Origin of the sequence: Paraburkholderia sprentiae WSM5005, assembly GCF_001865575.2 — a bacterium.
Lineage (GTDB): Bacteria > Pseudomonadota > Gammaproteobacteria > Burkholderiales > Burkholderiaceae > Paraburkholderia > Paraburkholderia sprentiae.
Window position 1 is genome coordinate 2890249 of the sequence record NZ_CP017561.2, and the last position, 18317, is coordinate 2908565.

An 18317-nucleotide genomic window follows, 5' to 3' on the forward strand; every position below is an offset into this window, starting at 1 on the left:
CCCAACCGATCGAATCCACCATGAACCATCGTGACGACACCGTGGCGCTCGACAGCGCCGACCCGCTCGCCGCGCTGCGCGACCAGTTCGCGCTGTCGCCGACCACCATCTACCTCGACGGCAACTCGCTCGGCGTGCCGCCGGCCGCCGCCGCGCAGCGCGCGCAGACCGTGATCGCCGCCGAATGGGGCGAAGGGCTGATACGCAGCTGGAACACCGCGGGCTGGTTCGCGCTGCCGCGCCGGCTCGGCAACAAGCTCGCCCCGTTGATCGGCGCGGCCGAGGACGAAGTCGTGATCACCGACACGATCTCGATCAACCTGTTCAAGCTGCTGTCGGCCGCGCTGCGTCTCGCGAATGCGCGCGATGCGAAGCGTCGCGTGATCGTGTCCGAGCGCTCGAATTTTCCGAGCGATCTGTATATCGCGCAGGGCCTGATCGAGCAGCTCGATCGCGGCTATGAGCTGCGCCTCGTCGACGATCCGTCGGAACTGCCCGACGCGATCGGCGAGGACACCGCGATCTCGATGATCACGCACGTGAACTACCGCACCGGCTACATGCACGACATGGCCGCGCTGACGAAGCTGATCCACGACAAGGGCGCGCTCGCGCTTTGGGATCTCGCGCATTCGGCGGGCGCGGTGCCGGTCGATCTGAACGGCGTGAACGCCGACTACGCGGTCGGCTGCACATACAAGTATCTGAACGGCGGTCCCGGCTCTCCCGCGTTCGTATGGGTGCCCAGGCGCCACCAGAACGAATTCGCGCAGCCGCTGTCGGGCTGGTGGGGGCATCGCGCGCCGTTCGAGATGAACCCGACGTATCAGCCCGACAACGGCGTGGGCCGCTTCCTGTGCGGCACGCAGCCGCTGGTGTCGATGGCGCTCGTCGAATGCGGGCTCGACGTGTTTCTGCAAACCAAAATGCAGGCGGTTCGCGAGAAGTCGCTCGCGCTGACCGATCTGTTCATCGAACTGGTCGAGACGCGTTGCAGCGAATTTCCACTAAAGCTCGTGACGCCGCGCGAGCATGCACAGCGCGGCTCACATGCGAGCTTCGAACATCCGCACGGCTACGAGGTGATGCAGGCGCTGATCGCGCACGGCGTGATCGGCGATTATCGCGAGCCGCACGTGCTGCGCTTCGGCTTCACGCCGCTTTACACGCGCTTCGTCGACGTATGGGATGCCGTCGAAACGTTGCGCGACGTGCTCACCCGCGAGGCCTGGCGGGCTCCCGAATTCGCCCAGCGCGGCGCCGTTACCTGAGGATCACAGCATGAACGATCATATGCACACGCCCGGCTTGCCCGAAGAGCCGGTCGCACAAGGTTGCCCGTTCGGGCACGGACAGCCGGCTTCGGCGCCGGCCGCGAGCGCGGCCGACAGCGGCTGGCACGACGCGCAGCTCGACTTCTCGGAATCGATGAGCTATGGCGATTATCTGTCGCTCGGCACGTTGCTGGACGCGCAGCATCCGTTGTCGCCGGATCACAACGAGATGCTGTTCATCATCCAGCATCAGACCAGCGAGCTATGGATGAAGCTCGCGCTGTACGAGTTGCGCGCGGCGCTCGCGGCCGTGCATCGCGACGAGTTGCCGCCCGCGTTCAAGATGCTCGCGCGCGTGTCGCGAATCATGGAGCAGCTGGTGCAGGCGTGGAGCGTGCTCGCGACGATGACGCCGTCCGAATACACGGCGATGCGGCCGTACCTCGGAACTTCGTCGGGCTTCCAGTCGTATCAGTACCGGCAGATCGAATTCCTGCTCGGCAACAAGAACGAGCAGATGCTCAAGCCGCACGCGCGTCGCGCCGACGTGTACGCGCAAGTGAAGGCATCGCTCGAAGCGCCGTCGTTCTATGACGAAGTGGTGAGGCTGCTCGCGCGCCGCGGCTTCAGGATTTCGCCCACGCGGCTCGAACGCGACTGGACCAAGCCGACCGAACATGATGCATCGGTCGAAGCGGCGTGGCTCGAGGTGTATCGCAATCCGTCCGAGCACTGGGAGCTGTACGAGATGGCCGAGGAACTCGTCGATCTGGAGGATGCGTTCCGCCAATGGCGCTTTCGCCATGTGACGACGGTCGAGCGGATCATCGGTTTCAAGCAGGGTACTGGCGGAACCAGCGGTGCGCCGTATTTGAGGAAGATGCTCGACGTGGTGCTGTTTCCGGAGCTTTGGCACGTGCGGACGATGCTGTAGCGGTTAGCGCGTGTAACGCACTTGCCCGGCGAATCTGGCATCCGGGCGGTGAACAAAGAGCAAGTTGTCACTACTTGCAGTGATGCGGAACAGGCACCGTGCATCGGGCCACGGAAAATTCGGAGTTGTCCGAATCTTGAGAGACGGTCCGCACGGCAGCATCGGAACCCCATAAAAACATCAGAGGGGTTCGATATGCCCGGTGCAGATAACACCGAAGAAGTGAAGGTTGTACTAAGCGCTCCGCAACTCGCGGCCGTGCTATCCCGCCAGTCGATCAGCCAGACGGAGATGCTTTCCAACCGGCTTTGGGGCGGGTTACAGGTCGTCGGCGGCGTGCTGGAAATGGTCGGTGCGGGTGCGCTGTGCGTCTTGCCCGAGCCGACGATGGCGAGCAAAGCCGGGTGTGTCCTTTTCGGGGTACATGGCTCGGACTCGGCAGCGGCGGGCCTGCGGCAGATCTGGACTGGTCAGGACACGGCCACGCTGACCCAGCGGGGCACGACGAAACTCGCTGAAGCGATGAAGGCGAGCCCTGACATGGCGAACAATATCGGCCTGTCGCTCGATATCGCCGTGCCATTCGGCTTCGCTAGCTCGATCAGGGCGGCACGCGCTGCGCGCGTCACGATGGGCCGGATTAACCTGCAAATGCACGAGGCAAAAGCGGGCAGCCGGATTGGTGGACATACGCTTTTGAAACATGTCGGGAGGACCGAAGCGCAATTGCGGGAGAGGCTCAGGCTGGAGCCGACAAAACGCGTAGTATCGTCTTTCGTAAATCTTGAGGAGGCGGAGTGGGCCATATCGGAAACGATGCGCGCAAATGCCTCGCTGATTAACGCATGGACAAAAGCGCCGAAAGAGCCTCTGAGGCTGAAGAAGGACGTTGGAAGAAAGGTGGGTTACGCGTTGGTCAGGAAGACCGACACGTTGGTGGATAGCAGTAAAGTATGGGTTGTCTTGAAATACGAAACGTATAATGCGATGCCGTACTACATTCTCACGGCCATGCTCAGTGACTGATTTGGAGTGAATATCGAGGTATGAGATACGACAATCTGGATCAATTGATTGGTGTCTACTTCAATGAAGATTCCGACTACTGGGGAGACACAATCGAAGAGTTGGTTCGGGCTTGTGCAAGCAGATGCACGCCAGAAATGATTAACGCGAAGGTGGCCGACATAGACCGGTTCAAGCGAGATCACGCTGGAAATCTTGACGCAGCCTTTGAGGCGGAATTTGGCAGGCAGTTCGATCCGACGCTGTGGGGTCACACAACCGAATCTTTTCTTGACGAGCTTAAGCGTCTTCTTCTGAGTGAGTAGCCCACCCAACTCTGGCGCTCGAAAAGAACGTTGAAAGAAAAGTAGGTTGTGCATCGGTCAAGGAGAACCACACGTCAATAGATAGCAGTACTGTTGAGGTTGTCGTGAAGTACCGGACGTATAACGGGATGCCGTACTACATCCTCACTGCTATGCTCGATAAGTGATTAACGGGTATTGATGCATGAAATATTACGATCTGGGGCAATTGATCCTTGGTTACTTCAATGAAGATTTTGACTACTGGGGAGACACAATTGAAGAGTTGGTCCGGGCTTGTGCAAGCGGATGTACGCCAGACATGATCAACGCGACGGTGGCCGACATAGACCGGTTCAAGAGCGATCATGCTGGAAATCTCGACGCGGCCTTCGAGGAGGAGTTTGGCTACCAGTGCGATCCGACAGCGTGGGAGCAGACCACCGAGGCTTTCCTTGACAAGCTTAAGCGTCTTCTTCTGAGCGAGTAGCCCGAACTTCCTCCCACCGGACGGCCCAAACCGTCTGGAAGGACCGCCGCGCACTTCCGCGTCACCCGGCAACCGGCAGTGCCCAACACCCGCTAACGCGCCGTATAACCCCCATCGATCGGCAAACACACCCCGCTGATCATCGACGCCGCGTCGCTCAACAAAAACAGAATCGGCGCTGCGACTTCGGCCGATTCCGCGAAGCGCCTGAGCGGAATCGCCTGCAAAGCGGGATCGCGTTTGACCGGATCGCTCCACGCCAGCACCGCCATCGGCGTCAGCGTGACCGTCGGGTTCACGCTGTTCACGCGAATCCCATGCGGCCCCAGCTCGATGCACAGCGCTCGCGTGACCGCATCCAGCGCCGCCTTCGACGCCGAATAGCTCAGATGATCGTCGAGCGCGACGAGCGCGGCCTGGCTCGACACGTTGACGATGCTGCCCGCGCGCCCCGCGTCGAGCATGCCGCGCGCGACATGCTTCGCGACCAGCACCGCGCCGCGCGCATTCACCGCCATCACGCGATCGAAGCTCGCGGCCGTCGTATCCACCGCGCGTTCGAGCAACGCGATGCCCGCGCAATTGACGAGACCGTCGAACGGTTCGAGCGAGGCCAACGCTTCGTCGATCGCGGCTTCGTCGCTGACGTCGAGCTTCAACGGTTCACAGCCGGTTTCCTCGGCGAGCCGCGCCAGCTCGTTCCCGTTGCGCGCGGCCGCAATGACCGACGCGCCACTCGCGCACAGCGCCTCGACGGTCGCGCGGCCGATGCCGCTTGAAGCGCCCGTCACCAGGATCGAGCGGCCGGAAAAATCGAAGGTAGCGTTCATGATGATTGCAAGCGATGCATGACCGGCTTCAACGCCGAATAGAGGTCCGTGTACACGCCAAAACGCTGTTCGTATAGCGCCATGCGCTGTGCGTCAGGCTGCGCGCGCTCGATCAGCGTGACCCAGCCGCCTTGCGCCGCTTCGCGCGACACGAGGCCGATCGCGACCGCGGCAAGCAACGCGGCGCCCATCGCGGCTTCGACGTCCTGCTCGATCGTGTAGACCGGATAGCCGGTGACGTCGGCGATGATCTGCATCCAGAGGTCCGAATGCGCGGCGCCGCCGACCACGATCAGCTTGTCGTCGAGCGATTGCGCGCCCTTGCGCCCCGCCTCGATGTTGTGCTTCAGCGCGAACGACACGCCTTCAAGCACCGCGCGGTACAGATGCGCACGCGTATGAAACAGCGACAACCCGACGAACGCGCCGCTCGCTTTCGCATCCCACACCGGGCTGCGCTCGCCCATCAGATACGGCAGGAACAGCACGCCGTCGGCGCCGGCCGGCACCTGCGCAGCGGCTTCCTCGAGCAGCCGATGCGGATCGCCATGCGGCGTCGCGCGCGCGGCCTCGATTTCCGCGTGACAGAACTGCTCGCGATACCACGTGACCGACGCGCCCGCGGTAATCGCGCCGCCGAATACGTAGATGTCGTGCTGTCCGTTGAAAACGTGCGGCATGCTGATCAAACCGTGCCGCGCGTCGACACGCTGGTTGATGTAGCCCCAGCACATGCTCGTGCCGATCATCGCGACATGCTGCCCCGCGCGCGTGACGCCGGCCGCAAACGTCGCCACCGCGGCATCGACGCCGCCCGCGACGATCGCGGTGCCCGCTTCCAGCCCGAGCTGCGCGGTCCATTGCGACAACAGCCCGCCCACCACCTCGGACGATTCGACCAGCCGCTCCGGCATCATCGTCGCCGGAATGCCGAGCATGTCGAGCGCTTCATCGGACCAGTCGCGTCGCGCGATATCGTAGACGCCGCCGATATTGCCGGCCGAACTGTGATCGACGGCGACTTCGCCGGTCAGCAGATAGATCACGTATGCGTTCGGCGGCAGGAAATAGCGCGTATGCGCCCACACGTCCGGCTGGTTCTCGCGCAGCCACAACATCTTCGTGTAACCGTAGTAGCTATCCACTCCGTTGCCGGTGATCGTATGGAGCCGCTCGATATCGACGTTCTCGCGCAACCAGTCGACCTGCGCGGTCGCGCGCCGATCCATCCAGATCAGGCATGGCGCGAGCGGCCGCATGTCGTTGTCGACCGCAATGCCCGAGCCGCCGTACAGACTGCTCACGCACAGCGCCTTGATCGCGCGCGGCGCGATGCCGGCCGCCTGCGCATCGCCGACGCACGCCGCCACGCATTCGACCACGGCCTTCAGCCACACCGCGGGCCACTGCTCGGCCCACAACGGCTTGGGCGTATCGGGCTGATAAGCCGACGCATGCTGCGCGACGATTGCGCCGTGCTCGTCGACCAGCAGCGCCTTCGTGCTCTGCGTGCCGATATCGACGCCGATGACATAGTTCATAGGGTCTCCGTTGAAAGGCCACGCCCGCGATTCACGCGCGCGGCTTCATCAGCACCTTGATCGACTCGAGCGAGTTCGCGATCCTGATCGCTTCATCCCATTCTTCCAACGAAAAGCCGTGCGTGACGATGCCCTTCGACGTGACGAGTCCGCGCGCGAGCAGATCGATCGCGATCGGGTAGCAATAGGGTCCAAGATGCGCGCCGCGCACGTCGAGTTCCTTGCGATCGCCGATCACCGACCAGTCAAGCGTCGTATCCGCGCCGAACACCGAGAATTCGACGAAGCGCCCGAGCTTGCGTATCAGGTCCATCCCCTGATTCACGCCGATCGGCGCGCCCGTCGTTTCAATATAGACGTCGCAGCCGTAGCCGTCTGTCAGTGAATGGATGATCGCGAGCGCGTCGTCCTTCTGAGGATTGATCGTCACGTCGGCGCCGTATTCGCGCGCGAGTGCGAGCCGTTCCTCGACGAGATCGATCACGACGAGCTTCTTCGGCGTCTTCAGATGCGCGACCTGCGTCATCATCAGGCCGAGCGGCCCCGCGCCCGCGATCACGACCACGTCGTCGAGTTGCAGATCGCCGCGATTGACGGTGTGAATCGCGCACGCGAGCGGCTCGATGATCGCGGCGTCTTCGAGCGAGATGCCGTCGGGGATCTTGTGGACGATCGCGGTCGGCGGAATGCGCATGTACTCGGCCATGCCGCCGTCCGCGACTTCGCGTTGAAAGCCGAAGATGTTATGCACTTCGCACATCCAGTACTGGCCGGATTTGCAGTAGCGGCATTTGCCGCACGGCACGATCTGCTCGGCGATCACGCGCTCGCCCTTCTGCACGCCGAAATGCTCGGCCGCACCTTCGCCCAGTTCCTCGACGTAGCCGAAGAACTCGTGGCCCGGAATCACCGGCGCCTTGACCCACGGGCTCGGGCCGCCCCAGAACATCTTCGCGCCCGAATGGCATTTGCAATCGCTCGCGCAGATACCGCACGCGGCAATGCGGATCACGAGTTCATGCGCGCGGGCGCGCGGCTTGTGCACCTGCTCGACGCGGTAGTCTTTCGGTGCATGACAGACGATGGCGGTCATGTTCTGCCGATCGGATTGATTGGATTGAGTCGTCATTGCATGGTCCTGCGAGAAGAGGATGTGAGGAAGAGAGCGTTACTTTCTGCGGTCGCGGCTGATGTAGATCGCGAGCAGAATGATTCCGCCCTTGATCACGTTCTGCACGTACGGATTCACACCGACCATGTTCAGGCCGTTATTCAGGACCCCGAGTAACAGCGCGCCGATCAGCGTACCGATGATCGAGCCGCGCCCACCGGAGATCGACGTGCCGCCCATCACGACAGCGGCGATCGCGTCGAGCTCGAAGCCCACGCCGGCGTTCGGCTGGCCGCTCATCAGACGCGCGGTCAGTACGATCGCGGCGAACGCGGAGGTCAGACCGGCGATCGTGTAGACGATCAGCTTCACGCGCGCCACCCGCACGCCGGACAGACGCGTCGCCTGTTCGTTGCCGCCGATCGCGTACACGTAGCGGCCAAACGGCATGCGTTCGAGCAGCACCCACGCAATCACATAGATCACCGCCATGATCACGACCGGCGCCTGGATGCCGAGAATCTTGCCGCTGCCGAAGAAGCTGACCCAGTCGGGCAGACCGTCGATCGGATAGCCGCCCGTGTAGATCAGCGCAAGGCCGCGCGCGATGCCCATCGTCGCGAGCGTGACGATGATCGGCGGCATGCCGGCGAACGCGACGAAGAAGCCGTTGGCCGCGCCGAAGCCGAGACCGACCGCGAGGCCGACCGCAAGCGCCGCCACCGCATTCATGCCGGCGACCATCAGCCCGGCCGACAGCGTGCCTGCGAGCGCCATCACCGAGCCGACCGACAGATCGATGCCGCCCGTCAGGATCACGCAGGTCATGCCGACCGCGATGATCGCGTTGATCGACACCTGGCGCAGCACGTTCTCGATATTCGCGGCCGACAGAAAGCTGTCGCTCGCGAACACCATCACGATGCAGACGACCAGCAGGCCGATGAACGGATAGAACAGCGTCGAGCGTTTCAGCGCGGCCCACGTGAAGCGCACCGGCGCGCCCGGCGTGTCGCTGCTGACGCTCGATGGCTTGGGTGAAGAGGAAGGATTAGGCGTGTTCATGAGAGGCTCCAGCCGAACCGGCGGTCGCATAGGTCATCACGGCATTCGATTCGATCGCGTCGCCTTCGAGCAGCGCTTCGATGCGGCCCTGCCGGAACACGGCGACGCGGTCGCACATGCCGACGATCTCCGGCAACTCGGACGAGATCATGATGATCGAGTAGCCGCGCGCGGTCAGTTCGCGCATCAGCAGATAGATTTCGGCCTTCGCGCCGATGTCGATGCCGCGCGTCGGTTCGTCGAAGATCAGGATGTTCGTGTGGTGATTGAGCCAGCGCGCGATCACGACCTTCTGCTGATTGCCGCCCGACAGCGTCGCGACTTCGGTGTGCATCGTGGGCGCCTTGACGCCGACGCGCTTCATGATGTCGGCGGTCGCGCGCGCTTCGCTACGCTGGTCGATAAAGAAACGCAGCGACCGGTACTTGCCGAGGTTGTTGATCGAGATGTTCTGCTTGATCGAGAAGTCGGTAATGAGCCCTTCGGTCTTGCGGCTTTCGGGCAAAATGCCGACGCCCGCGCGCAGCGCGTCGGCCGGGTCGCCGAACTTCGCGGCCGCGCCGTTTACGCGAATGTCCTTCACGTACGCGCGCTCCGCGCCAATCACCGCGAGGGCCGTCTCGGTGCGCCCCGAACCGACGAGTCCCGCGAAGCCCAGAATCTCGCCTTCGCGCAGCGTGAAGCTCAACTCGGGACTGTCCTTGAACAGCTGCAAGCGCACGACGTCGAGCACGACCTTCGCATCGGCGCGCGGCGTCGGCTTCGGCGGAAAGCTGCTTTCGATGCGGCGTCCCACCATCATCTGCACGAGCCGGCTCACGTCGGATTGCGCGACCTCCGTCATGCCGACGTACTGGCCGTCGCGCAGCACCGTGATGCGGTCGCACACCTCGAAAATTTCTTCGAGGTGGTGCGAGATAAAGATCATCGCGACGCCCTGCTGCTTGAGCTCGCGCATGATCGTGAACAGATGCGCGGCTTCGGCGGGCGTCAGCGTCGCGGTCGGCTCGTCGAGAATCAGCACGCGCGCATCGAGCGACAACGCCTTGCCGATTTCGACGAACTGCTGCTGCGCAACCGACAGTTCCCTGATCGGCACCGACAGATCGATCGCGACGCCAAGCCGCTGAAAAATCCCGGCGGCCGCGCGCCGCATCTTGCCGCGTTCGAGCAGGCCGAAGCCGTTCTTCATTTCACGGCCGAGAAACATGTTCTCCACCGCGTTCAGATACGGAATCAGGCTGAACTCCTGAAACACGATCCCGACGCCCGCGGCCACCGCGTCGTGATAGTTCGCGAAGTGGCGTTGCTCGCCGTCGAGCGTGATCGTGCCTTGGTCCGGCTGATAGATGCCGCACAGAATTTTCATCAGCGTCGACTTGCCCGCGCCGTTCTCGCCGAGCAGCGCGTGAATCTCGCCGCGCGCGATCTCGAGGTGAATGCCTTGCAGCGCCTTCACACCGGGAAAGCTCTTGCTGATGTTGTCGAGCTTCAGAATCGTGTCCATCGCGTGTTCCTGTGCCGCGTGCCGCCGCGCATGATTTCCACGCGCGGCGGCCTGCGCTTGCGTTACCAGCTGAAGCCCTTCGCGTTGCTCTTGTCGATCATCTTCACGTCGACCGGAATCGATTTGGGCACATTGGCGCCCCACTTCTTCGCGAGCGCGATGCCAAGCGCGATGCGGACCTGGTCGGCCGGGAATTGCGCGGACGTCTCGACGAATTTCGAATTCGGCTTCTGGATCGCGGCGATCGCTTCGGGTGCGCCGTCGACGCTCGTCAGCTTGATGTCCTTGCCCGACGATTCGATCGCCGACAACGCGCCCATCGAGCCGCCGTCGTTCACGCTGAACACGCCCTTCAGGTTCGGGTGCGCCTGAATCATGTTCTCGGTGACGGACAGCGCGGTCGCGCGTTCCTGCTTACCGTTCTGCGTATCGACGAGCTTCACGCCCGGCGACTTCGCGAGCGCCGCCTTGCAGCCGCGCACGCGTTCGAGAATCGGCACGACCGGAATGCCGTCGAGAATCGCCACTTCGCCGCTGCCGCCGATCGACTTCGCGAGGTAGTCGCAAGCCATCACGCCCGCGTCGTAGTTCTTCGAGCCGACGAACGAATCGACCGGACCGTTGGCGTTCGCATCGACCGCGACGACGACCACGCCCGCTTTCTTCGCCGACGTGACCGCGGACTGAATACCGGTCGAGTCGGTCGGATTGACGAGCAAGATGTCGATCTTCTTTTGCAGCATGTCTTCGACATCGCTGACCTGCTTGCTGACGTCGTGATGCGCGTCGGTCACGACGACCGTCGCGCCGGTCGATGCGGCGGCATCGTTCAGCGCTTTCTGCATCGTCACGAAGTAAGGGTTGTTCAATTCCTGGAACGTCATGCCGATTTTCAGCGGCGCGGCCTGCGCGGCCTGCCCGGCCGACATCGCGACGAGCGACAAACCGAACGCGAACGCGGCGGCGCGGCGCGCCATCGTCATTGAAGGATTGAGCGGGAAAGCAGACGGCTTCATGGTTGTCTCCATTTTTTAAGTGAGCACGCCCGTCGCGCTGCGGGCGCGCCGCGCGATCGATGCGTGTTGAAACGCGAGTGGACTAAAAACCAGCGGACTACCGGGTGGGCACTAGGTGACCGGGTACGCGACGCCGCTACGCGGCAAGCCCGGCGCGAGCACGATCGCCGGCGCGTTGTCGATACCCCTGCCATGCGCGGCCGCTTGCTCGGAAGCGTCGCGGCTCGCATCGTTCAGTTGCTGGTAGCGGCGAAACGTCGATGGCGCCATGCCCTTCATCGCGAGAAACTGCCGGTTGAAATTCGACAGATTGTTGAAACCCGCCTTGAAGCAGATGTCGGTCACGCTCAGTTCGCCATCGGTCAACAACTGGCACGCGAGATTGATGCGCATACGGTTCACGTACTGCACGAACGACAGTCCGGTATGGCGGCGGAAATAACGCGAAAAGGCGCTGACGCTCTGGCCGGCGAGTTGCGCAAGCTCCGACTCGCGCAACTCGTTCGCGAGGTTCTTGCCGATATACGCGAGCACGTGATTGATGCGGGTCGCCGCGAAGCGGGTCGGATCGGCCTGATAGGCGGGACTCGCGAGCGTGTCGCGATCCGGCGCGTTGATCAGGATTTCGAGCATCGACATGAACAGCACGAGGCGGCGCAGCCCGCGCGCCGCGAGCAGTTCGAGAAAGAGCGGCTTGATCTGCGCCGACGTCTGCAGACCGAACGACAGTCCGCGGCGCGCATCGGCGAGCAGAGCCTCGACCTGGCGCCACTCGGGAAAGCTCTCGAGACAGTTCGACACGAACTCCTGGCCGAACTGCACGACCAGATTGCGCTGCGCGACGCTCTCGCCTTCCGGTACGTCGCTGACCCAGTTGTGCGGCAGGTTCGGCCCCATCAGCACCAGGTTGCCGGGCACGAAGCTGCCGATGTGATCGCCGACGAACATCTTGCCCGTCGTCGCGACGATCAGATGGATCTCGTACTCCGGATGAAAATGCCAGCGCACCGTGCGATACGGATAGCCATGCGACCACACTTTGAACGATTCGTCGTGGCGTACGGCCACGATTTCGAGATCAGGTTGCACTGTCTGCCTCCATGAAGCGGCGCGAGAGAGGCGCCGCCGATCTTGATCTTGTAAAGCGAAAAGTAACCGCCAAACGCGTTGGCGACCACTTAAAAAGAAACCGCAGACCGATACTTTTTTGCACTGGTGTTACTCCGGACGGCCGCGATGTCAATTTTTGATGCAACGCAATATGCGTGGCGCGGCGGGTTTTCGGGCCTTTGGGGCCCGGCATGGCGGCCGGCGTAGCCGCCATGCCGCGCTGCGCCACGAAAACCCCGAGCCGTCGCCTTGACTTTCGTTTCTGCGGGTACGATCATTCGCTCACATACAGAGCAAATGCTCTGCACGCACAAAACGCGCGCCGCGAGCGTCGCGAACGAGTTATTGGAGACGAACATGGACAGCCGGCAAGGCAGCGGCGCGGCCGCACACGTGATCCTGCACATCGGCGCGGGATCGTTTCATCGCGCGCATCAGGCGTGGTATCTGCACCGGCTGAACGAGGCGAGCGCGGCCAGCGAGCCGCGCTGGTCGTTGAGCGTCGGCAATATTCGCGGCGACATGAACCCGGTGCTCGAAGCGCTCGCCGCGCAGGATGGCGTCTACACACTCGAAACCGTCACGCCACAAGGCGAGCGCGCCTACGAGACGATCCGCTCGATCGAGCGCGTGCTGCCGTGGAGCGAAAGCCTCGACGGCCTGATCGAAGCGGGCGCCGATCCGGCCTGCAAGATCATCGCGTTCACCGTGACCGAAGGCGGCTATTACCTCGACGAGCACGACCGGCTCGACACCGCCAATGCCGATCTCGCCGCCGACCTCGCGGGCGGCCACACGACGATCTACGGCGCGCTCGCGGCGATTCTCGACGCGCGCGCGAAGCGCGGCGCGGGGCCCGTCACGCTGCAGACCTGCGACAACCTGCGCAGCAACGGCGAGCGCTTTCATGCGGGCATGAGCGAGTTTCTCGAACGACGCGGCGCGAGCGATCTCGCGCAATGGTTCGACGAACAGACCTCGTGCCCGTGCTCGATGGTCGATCGCATCACGCCGCGTCCGACGCCCGACGTGCGCGAACGCGTGAAGGCCGCGACCGGCGTCGACGACGCATGTCCCGTGATGGGCGAGGCGTTCATCCAGTGGGTGATCGAGGACCGCTTCATCGCCGGACGCCCGGCCTGGGAGAGGGTCGGCGCGGAACTCGTCGACTCGGTGCTGCCGTACGAGGAAGCGAAGATCCGCATCCTCAACGCAACCCATAGCTGCATCGCGTGGGCGGGCACGCTGGTCGGCCTGAACTACATCCACGAAGGCACGCTCGACGCCGACATCCGCCAGTTCGCGTACGACTACGTGACCGAGGACGTGATCCCGTGTCTGACACCGAGCCCGCTCGATCTCGAACGCTATCGCGACGTCGTGCTCGAACGTTTCAGCAACCCGCATATCCTCGACACCAACCAGCGCGTCGCCGCCGATGGCTTCTCGAAGCTGCCCGGCTTCATCGCGCCGACGCTCGCCGAATGCTTCGAGCGCGGCGTCACGCCGGCCGCGACCGCGATGCTGCCCGCGTTGTTCTTCCGCTTTCTCGAACGCTGGCACACGGGCAAGCTGCCGTACGCGTATCAGGACGGCGTGATGGACGAGCGCGTCGCGCACGCCTTTTTCACGGCGCCCGATCCGCTGCGCGCGTTCGCGGCCGACCGGCTGCTGTGGGGCCGCACGGCGCAGACGCCGGAGCTCGAAGCAGCGCTCGCGGGCGCCGTCGCGCGGGTCGACGCATGGCTCGCGAAACGCGGTGCGACGAGCCAGGCTTAATGCGTATGACAGCGCGCGCGATGAACCGCTAAAGTAGCGCATCCCCAACGACCAAGGTTTCGCTCCCATGTACCTAGGCATCGACCTCGGCACGTCCGAAGTGAAAGTTCTGCTGCTCGCCTCGGACGGCCGCGTAATCGGCACCGCAGGCTCGCCGTTCACCGTTTCGCGTCCGCACCAACGCTGGGCCGAGCAGAATCCCGAAGACTGGTGGGCGGGCACGCGCACGGCGCTCGCCGCGTTGCGCGCGCATCATCCCGACGAGTTCGCGCGGATTCGCGGCATCGGCCTGTCCGGGCAGATGCACGGCGCGGTGCTGCTCGACGCGGAAAACCGCGTGCTGCGGCCGGCGATCCTGTGGAACGACATGCGCAGCGACAAGGAATGCGCGGAGCTGACCGAGCGCGCACCCGATCTGCACAGCGTCGCCGGCAATCTGGCGATGCCCGGGTTCACCGCGCCAAAGCTGCTGTGGGTCGCGCGTCATGAGCCGGAGATTTTCGCGAGCACAGCCTGCGTGCTGCTGCCGAAGGACTATCTGCGCCTGCAACTGACGGGCGGCAAGGTGTCCGATCCATCGGACGCCGCCGGCACGCTGTGGCTCGACGTCGCGAAGCGCGATTGGTCCGACTCGCTGCTGGCCGCTTGCAACATGACGCGCGCACAGATGCCGGCGCTGCGTGAAGGCAGTGCGCCGGCCGGCACGCTGTTGCCGGAACTCACGCGCGAATTCGGTCTGCGCGACGACGTAATCGTCGCGGCCGGCGGCGGCGACAACGCGACGAGCGCGATCGGCATCGGCGCGACACAACCGGGCGACGGCTTCGTGTCGCTCGGTACCTCGGGCGTGCTGTGCGTGGTCGGCGACAGTTTCCGGCCGAACCCGGCCTCCGCCGTGCACGCGTTCTGTCATGCGATCCCGGACCGCTGGCATCAGATGAGCGTGGTGCTGTCGGCGGCGAGCTGTTTGCGCTGGGTCTGCAAGCTGACGTCGACCGACGAGCCGACGCTGCTCGCCGAAATCGAGGCGCTGCCCGACGATGCGTTGACCACCGCGCCGCTCTTTTTGCCGTATCTGTCGGGCGAGCGCACGCCGCACAACGATCCGTACGCGCAAGGCGTGTTCTTCGGCATGACTCACGCAACCGACCGCGCGCTGCTCGGCTACGCGGTGCTCGAAGGCGTGACGCTCGCGCTGACCGACGGCCTCGACGCGCTGCGCGCGGCCGGCACCGAGGCGAAGGTGCTGTCGCTGCTCGGCGGGGGCGCCCGCAGCGACTACTGGGCCCAGTTGCTCGCCGATGCGCTCGACACCGTCACCGTCAAGCACGGCGGCGGCGAAACTGGCGCGGCGCTCGGCGCGGCGCGTCTCGGCTGGCTCGCCGCCGGTGGCGATCCGGCCACGGTGCTGACCAAGCCGCCCGTCGAACAGGAGTTCACGCCGAATCCGCGCCGCCACGCGCAATTGCGCACGCGGCTCGAAGCGTATCGCGCGCTGTATCGCCACGTACGGCCGCTGTTCGACCCGGCGCGCGCACCGCTCGCCTGAGCGTCAACCCCGGCCGGTCGGCGCGTCGATGCGCTGCCGGCCGCTATCATCGGCACAGTTCAAGCAAAACCCGAGCGAAACCTCATCGTGCCCAGATCCACAGAAAAACTCGATCTCGCCACGCGCGCCGCGTGGCTTTACTACGTCGCGGGCAATACCCAGAACGAAATCGCCGAGAAGCTGCAGGTATCGCGGCCGGTCGCGCAGCGGCTCGTCGCGTTCGCGGTCGAAAAGAACCTGATCCGCGTGCGCGTCGATCACAAGCTCGCAGATTGTCTGTCGCTCGCCGATCAGCTGTCGAAGCGCTACGGCCTGAGCCTGTGCGAGATCGTGCCGATCGACGGCGATACGCCCGAGGAAGTCGACCGCAAGCTTGCGGTCGCCGGCGCGCAGGTGATGGAACGCTATCTGAGCGAGGAAAAGCCGATGGTCGTCGCGGTCAGCAGCGGCCGCACGCTGAAGGCCGCGGTCGATCAGATCGCGCAGCTCGACCGTCCGCAGCATCGGCTGGTATCGATGGTCGGCGCGATCGCGCAGGACGGCTCGTCGAACCGCTACGACGTCGCGCTGCACATTTCGGAAAAGACCGGCGGCAAACATTTTCTGCTGCCCGCGCCGCTGCTCGCCGACAGCGAGGCGGAGCGCGCGCAGTGGTGCAATCACCGTCTCTATCGGATCGTCGAATCGCTGTCGGCGCAGGCCGATGTCGCGTTCGTCGGCATCGGTAACATCGGCATGACTTGTCCGTTGCACGAGGACGGCTTCATCACGGAAGGCGAGGTGAAGGAGCTGATGCACAACGGCGCGGTCGCCGAAATGCTCGGCCTGCCGATCGATGCGGCCGGCGCGCACGTCGAATCGCCGACCGGCCGGCGCGTGACCAGCATCGCGCTCGATACGCCGCCGCGCCGGCCGACCATCGGCTTCGCGGGCGGGCAGCGCAAGCGCGAGGCGCTGATCGCGGTGCTCAAGGGGGGGTGGTTGTCAGGGCTCGTGACCGACGAGGTGTGCGCGCGGGCGGCGTTGGAGGCGTGAGTTTCGGCGGCGTGCCGGTCGCGCTCTATCGCGTCAACGCACGCAAGCACCGTTAACGCTCGACGATCCGTGGGGCGTGCCTTACACGCGTGATTCTTTCAACGCAAGGCATAAAAGGCGCTCGTCGAAGAAGCGGGCCTTCTATTTGATCTATCTGAAGGGAAACGATGTCGCCCGAACGCTACCCGGCGATGCGCCGCATATTTCACGTGTATTTCGGTCAGGATTTTGACCTGTTTGGCGAAACCATTGCCGAAATCGTGGCTTGTTACAAGACGGACAGTCCCCACACACACTCAAGTTTGATTCATGAAATCAATTCGTTCATGGATGAGCACTCGACCGATCTTGATGCCGCGTTTGAAACAAGCTATGGGTCGGGTTTTGAACCGACACTGTGGGGACACACCACCGAGTCTTTTCTTAATGAGCTTAAGCGTCTCATGAGCGAGTAACGTCGTTTTCCCCGAACCGGACGACTCCCCGCCGTCCGGTAGGTTCTTCGTGCGTTCGTTCGCGCCTTGCGCGCACCACCTGCTTAAGCAATACGTCATCGCGCGATCAAGCCGCCAGCACCTCAACGATCTTGCGCTGGAACGCCTTGCCTTCGCTATCGAACAGATGACAATGCTCGGGCGTCGCGCCCAGCTTCTGCGTATTGCCCTTCGCATGCCGTTCGAGCGGCGGAATCCGCGCGATCAAACCATCGGGCGCGACGCTCGACTCCGCGTACAGATATGCGGCATCGCCGAGCGATTCGACCGTCATCGTGCGTGCCTCGATACCATCCTCGGTCGTGCTGACGTGCAGATGCTCGGGGCGGATGCCGACCGTCACCTTGTCGCCCTGCTTCGCCGCGCCGGGCTCGACCAACACCCGCTGCGTCTCGCCGGTCTCGTAACGCACCGAGACGCCGTCGTGCGACACCGACTGCACGACGCCTTCCATGAAGTTCATCTTCGGCGAGCCGATGAAGCCGGCGACGAAGCGATTCGCCGGCGCGTGATACAGCATCGTCGGGCTGCCGACCTGCTCCAGGTTGCCCGCCGACAGCACGACGATCTTGTCGGCCAATGTCATCGCCTCGACCTGGTCGTGCGTCACGTAGATCATCGTCGTCTTCAGCTCGTCGTGCAGGCGCGCGAACTCCAGGCGCATCTTCACGCGCAGCGCGGCGTCGAGATTCGACAGAGGCTCGTCGAACAGAAACACCTTCGGCTTGCGCGTGATCGCGCGGCCGATCGCGACGCGCTGACGCTGGCCGCCCGACAGCTGCTTCGGCTTGCGATCGAGCAGATGGTCGATGTGCAGAATCTTCGCCGCGTTGCGCACGGCCGCGTCGATCTCCGGCTTCTTCGCGCCGGCAAGCTTCAGGCCGAACGCCATGTTGTCGTATAGCGTCATGTGCGGATAGAGCGCGTACGACTGGAATACCATCGCGATGCCGCGCTTGGCCGGCGGCACGTCGTTCATGCGCGCGGCGTCGATGTTCAGATCGCCGCCCGTGATGTCCTCGAGGCCCGCGATCATCCGCATCAGGGTCGATTTGCCGCAACCGCTCGGCCCGACGAACACGACGAATTCGCCATCCGCGATGTCGAGATTGATGTCGCGCATCACTTCGGTGTCGTCGTAGGCCTTTCGGATGTTGCGCAAGGTTACGCTTGCCATGATGTGTCTCCTTGTAATGCGGTTCGATGCGGTTCGATGCGGTTCGTGACTTCGTGCTGCTACCTGATGCCGTGTCGTAGGGTGCGCGTCCGTGC

General features: G+C 63.8%; 18 protein-coding genes. 10 read left to right on the plus strand and 8 right to left on the minus strand.

What is annotated here, in order from left to right; all coding sequences use genetic code 11:
- The first annotated feature begins 20 nt into the window (after positions 1 to 20).
- From kynU to BJG93_RS13125, 6 genes are all read left to right on the plus strand, one after another.
- Entirely contained in the window at positions 21 to 1271 is a 1251-nt protein-coding gene (gene kynU, locus BJG93_RS13100; RefSeq protein ID WP_027198695.1) for a kynureninase, read from the plus strand.
- Between the two features lie 10 nt (positions 1272 to 1281).
- Complete coding sequence (kynA, locus tag BJG93_RS13105; protein ID WP_027198696.1) at positions 1282 to 2208, plus strand: tryptophan 2,3-dioxygenase; 927 nt, start codon at positions 1282 to 1284, stop codon at positions 2206 to 2208.
- A gap of 195 nt (positions 2209 to 2403) precedes the next feature.
- Positions 2404 to 3234: an RNase A-like domain-containing protein gene (locus tag BJG93_RS13110; RefSeq protein WP_027198697.1), complete on the plus strand. Its 831-nt coding sequence runs from the start codon at positions 2404 to 2406 to the stop codon at positions 3232 to 3234.
- A gap of 20 nt (positions 3235 to 3254) precedes the next feature.
- Positions 3255 to 3539 (plus strand): contact-dependent growth inhibition system immunity protein, encoded by a 285-nt coding sequence (locus BJG93_RS13115; protein ID WP_027198698.1) that lies wholly within the window; start codon positions 3255 to 3257, stop codon positions 3537 to 3539.
- An 11-nt stretch (positions 3540 to 3550) separates the two neighbouring features.
- A complete protein-coding gene (locus tag BJG93_RS13120) occupies positions 3551 to 3706 on the plus strand; it encodes an RNase A-like domain-containing protein (protein ID WP_162162798.1) in 156 nt (51 codons plus the stop codon).
- A 17-nt stretch (positions 3707 to 3723) separates the two neighbouring features.
- Positions 3724 to 4008 (plus strand): contact-dependent growth inhibition system immunity protein, encoded by a 285-nt coding sequence (locus BJG93_RS13125; protein ID WP_027198699.1) that lies wholly within the window; start codon positions 3724 to 3726, stop codon positions 4006 to 4008.
- Between the two features lie 92 nt (positions 4009 to 4100).
- Here the strand turns inward: BJG93_RS13125 and BJG93_RS13130 are convergent, their stop codons facing one another.
- The 7 genes from BJG93_RS13130 to BJG93_RS13160 form a co-directional block, all read right to left on the minus strand.
- Positions 4101 to 4838 (minus strand): SDR family oxidoreductase, encoded by a 738-nt coding sequence (locus BJG93_RS13130; protein WP_027198700.1) that lies wholly within the window; start codon positions 4836 to 4838, stop codon positions 4101 to 4103.
- A complete protein-coding gene (locus BJG93_RS13135) occupies positions 4835 to 6379 on the minus strand; it encodes an FGGY-family carbohydrate kinase (protein WP_027198701.1) in 1545 nt (514 codons plus the stop codon). Before BJG93_RS13135 ends, BJG93_RS13130 begins: the two co-directional genes overlap by 4 nt.
- Positions 6380 to 6410: 31 nt before the next feature.
- Positions 6411 to 7508, minus strand: coding sequence for an alcohol dehydrogenase catalytic domain-containing protein (locus BJG93_RS13140; RefSeq protein ID WP_027198702.1), 1098 nt, complete (start codon positions 7506 to 7508; stop codon positions 6411 to 6413).
- 39 nt (positions 7509 to 7547) lie between these two features.
- Positions 7548 to 8555, minus strand: coding sequence for an ABC transporter permease (locus BJG93_RS13145; RefSeq protein ID WP_027198703.1), 1008 nt, complete (start codon positions 8553 to 8555; stop codon positions 7548 to 7550).
- A complete protein-coding gene (locus BJG93_RS13150) occupies positions 8542 to 10062 on the minus strand; it encodes a sugar ABC transporter ATP-binding protein (RefSeq protein WP_027198704.1) in 1521 nt (506 codons plus the stop codon). The genes BJG93_RS13145 and BJG93_RS13150 overlap by 14 nt, the downstream gene beginning before the upstream one ends.
- Before the next feature lie 62 nt (positions 10063 to 10124).
- Entirely contained in the window at positions 10125 to 11078 is a 954-nt protein-coding gene (locus BJG93_RS13155) for a substrate-binding domain-containing protein (protein WP_027198705.1), read from the minus strand.
- Positions 11079 to 11189: 111 nt separating this feature from the next.
- Entirely contained in the window at positions 11190 to 12167 is a 978-nt protein-coding gene (locus BJG93_RS13160; protein ID WP_027198706.1) for an AraC family transcriptional regulator, read from the minus strand.
- A 378-nt stretch (positions 12168 to 12545) separates the two neighbouring features.
- Between BJG93_RS13160 and dalD the strand changes: the two genes are divergently transcribed.
- The 4 genes from dalD (at position 12546) to BJG93_RS13180 (ending at position 17006) form a co-directional block, all read left to right on the plus strand.
- The gene (gene dalD, locus BJG93_RS13165; RefSeq protein ID WP_027198707.1) at positions 12546 to 13967 is read left to right on the plus strand and encodes a D-arabinitol 4-dehydrogenase; all 1422 of its coding nucleotides are present in this window, start codon (positions 12546 to 12548) and stop codon (positions 13965 to 13967) included.
- Positions 13968 to 14034: 67 nt separating this feature from the next.
- The gene (xylB, locus tag BJG93_RS13170) at positions 14035 to 15516 is read left to right on the plus strand and encodes a xylulokinase (protein ID WP_027198708.1); all 1482 of its coding nucleotides are present in this window, start codon (positions 14035 to 14037) and stop codon (positions 15514 to 15516) included.
- A gap of 87 nt (positions 15517 to 15603) precedes the next feature.
- Positions 15604 to 16551: a sugar-binding transcriptional regulator gene (locus BJG93_RS13175; RefSeq protein WP_027198709.1), complete on the plus strand. Its 948-nt coding sequence runs from the start codon at positions 15604 to 15606 to the stop codon at positions 16549 to 16551.
- A gap of 167 nt (positions 16552 to 16718) precedes the next feature.
- Complete coding sequence (locus BJG93_RS13180; RefSeq protein WP_027198710.1) at positions 16719 to 17006, plus strand: contact-dependent growth inhibition system immunity protein; 288 nt, start codon at positions 16719 to 16721, stop codon at positions 17004 to 17006.
- A 106-nt stretch (positions 17007 to 17112) separates the two neighbouring features.
- On the opposite strand, the gene BJG93_RS13185 is transcribed toward BJG93_RS13180, so the two are convergent.
- Complete coding sequence (locus BJG93_RS13185; protein ID WP_027198711.1) at positions 17113 to 18222, minus strand: ABC transporter ATP-binding protein; 1110 nt, start codon at positions 18220 to 18222, stop codon at positions 17113 to 17115.
- Between the last annotated feature and the right edge of the window lie 95 nt (positions 18223 to 18317).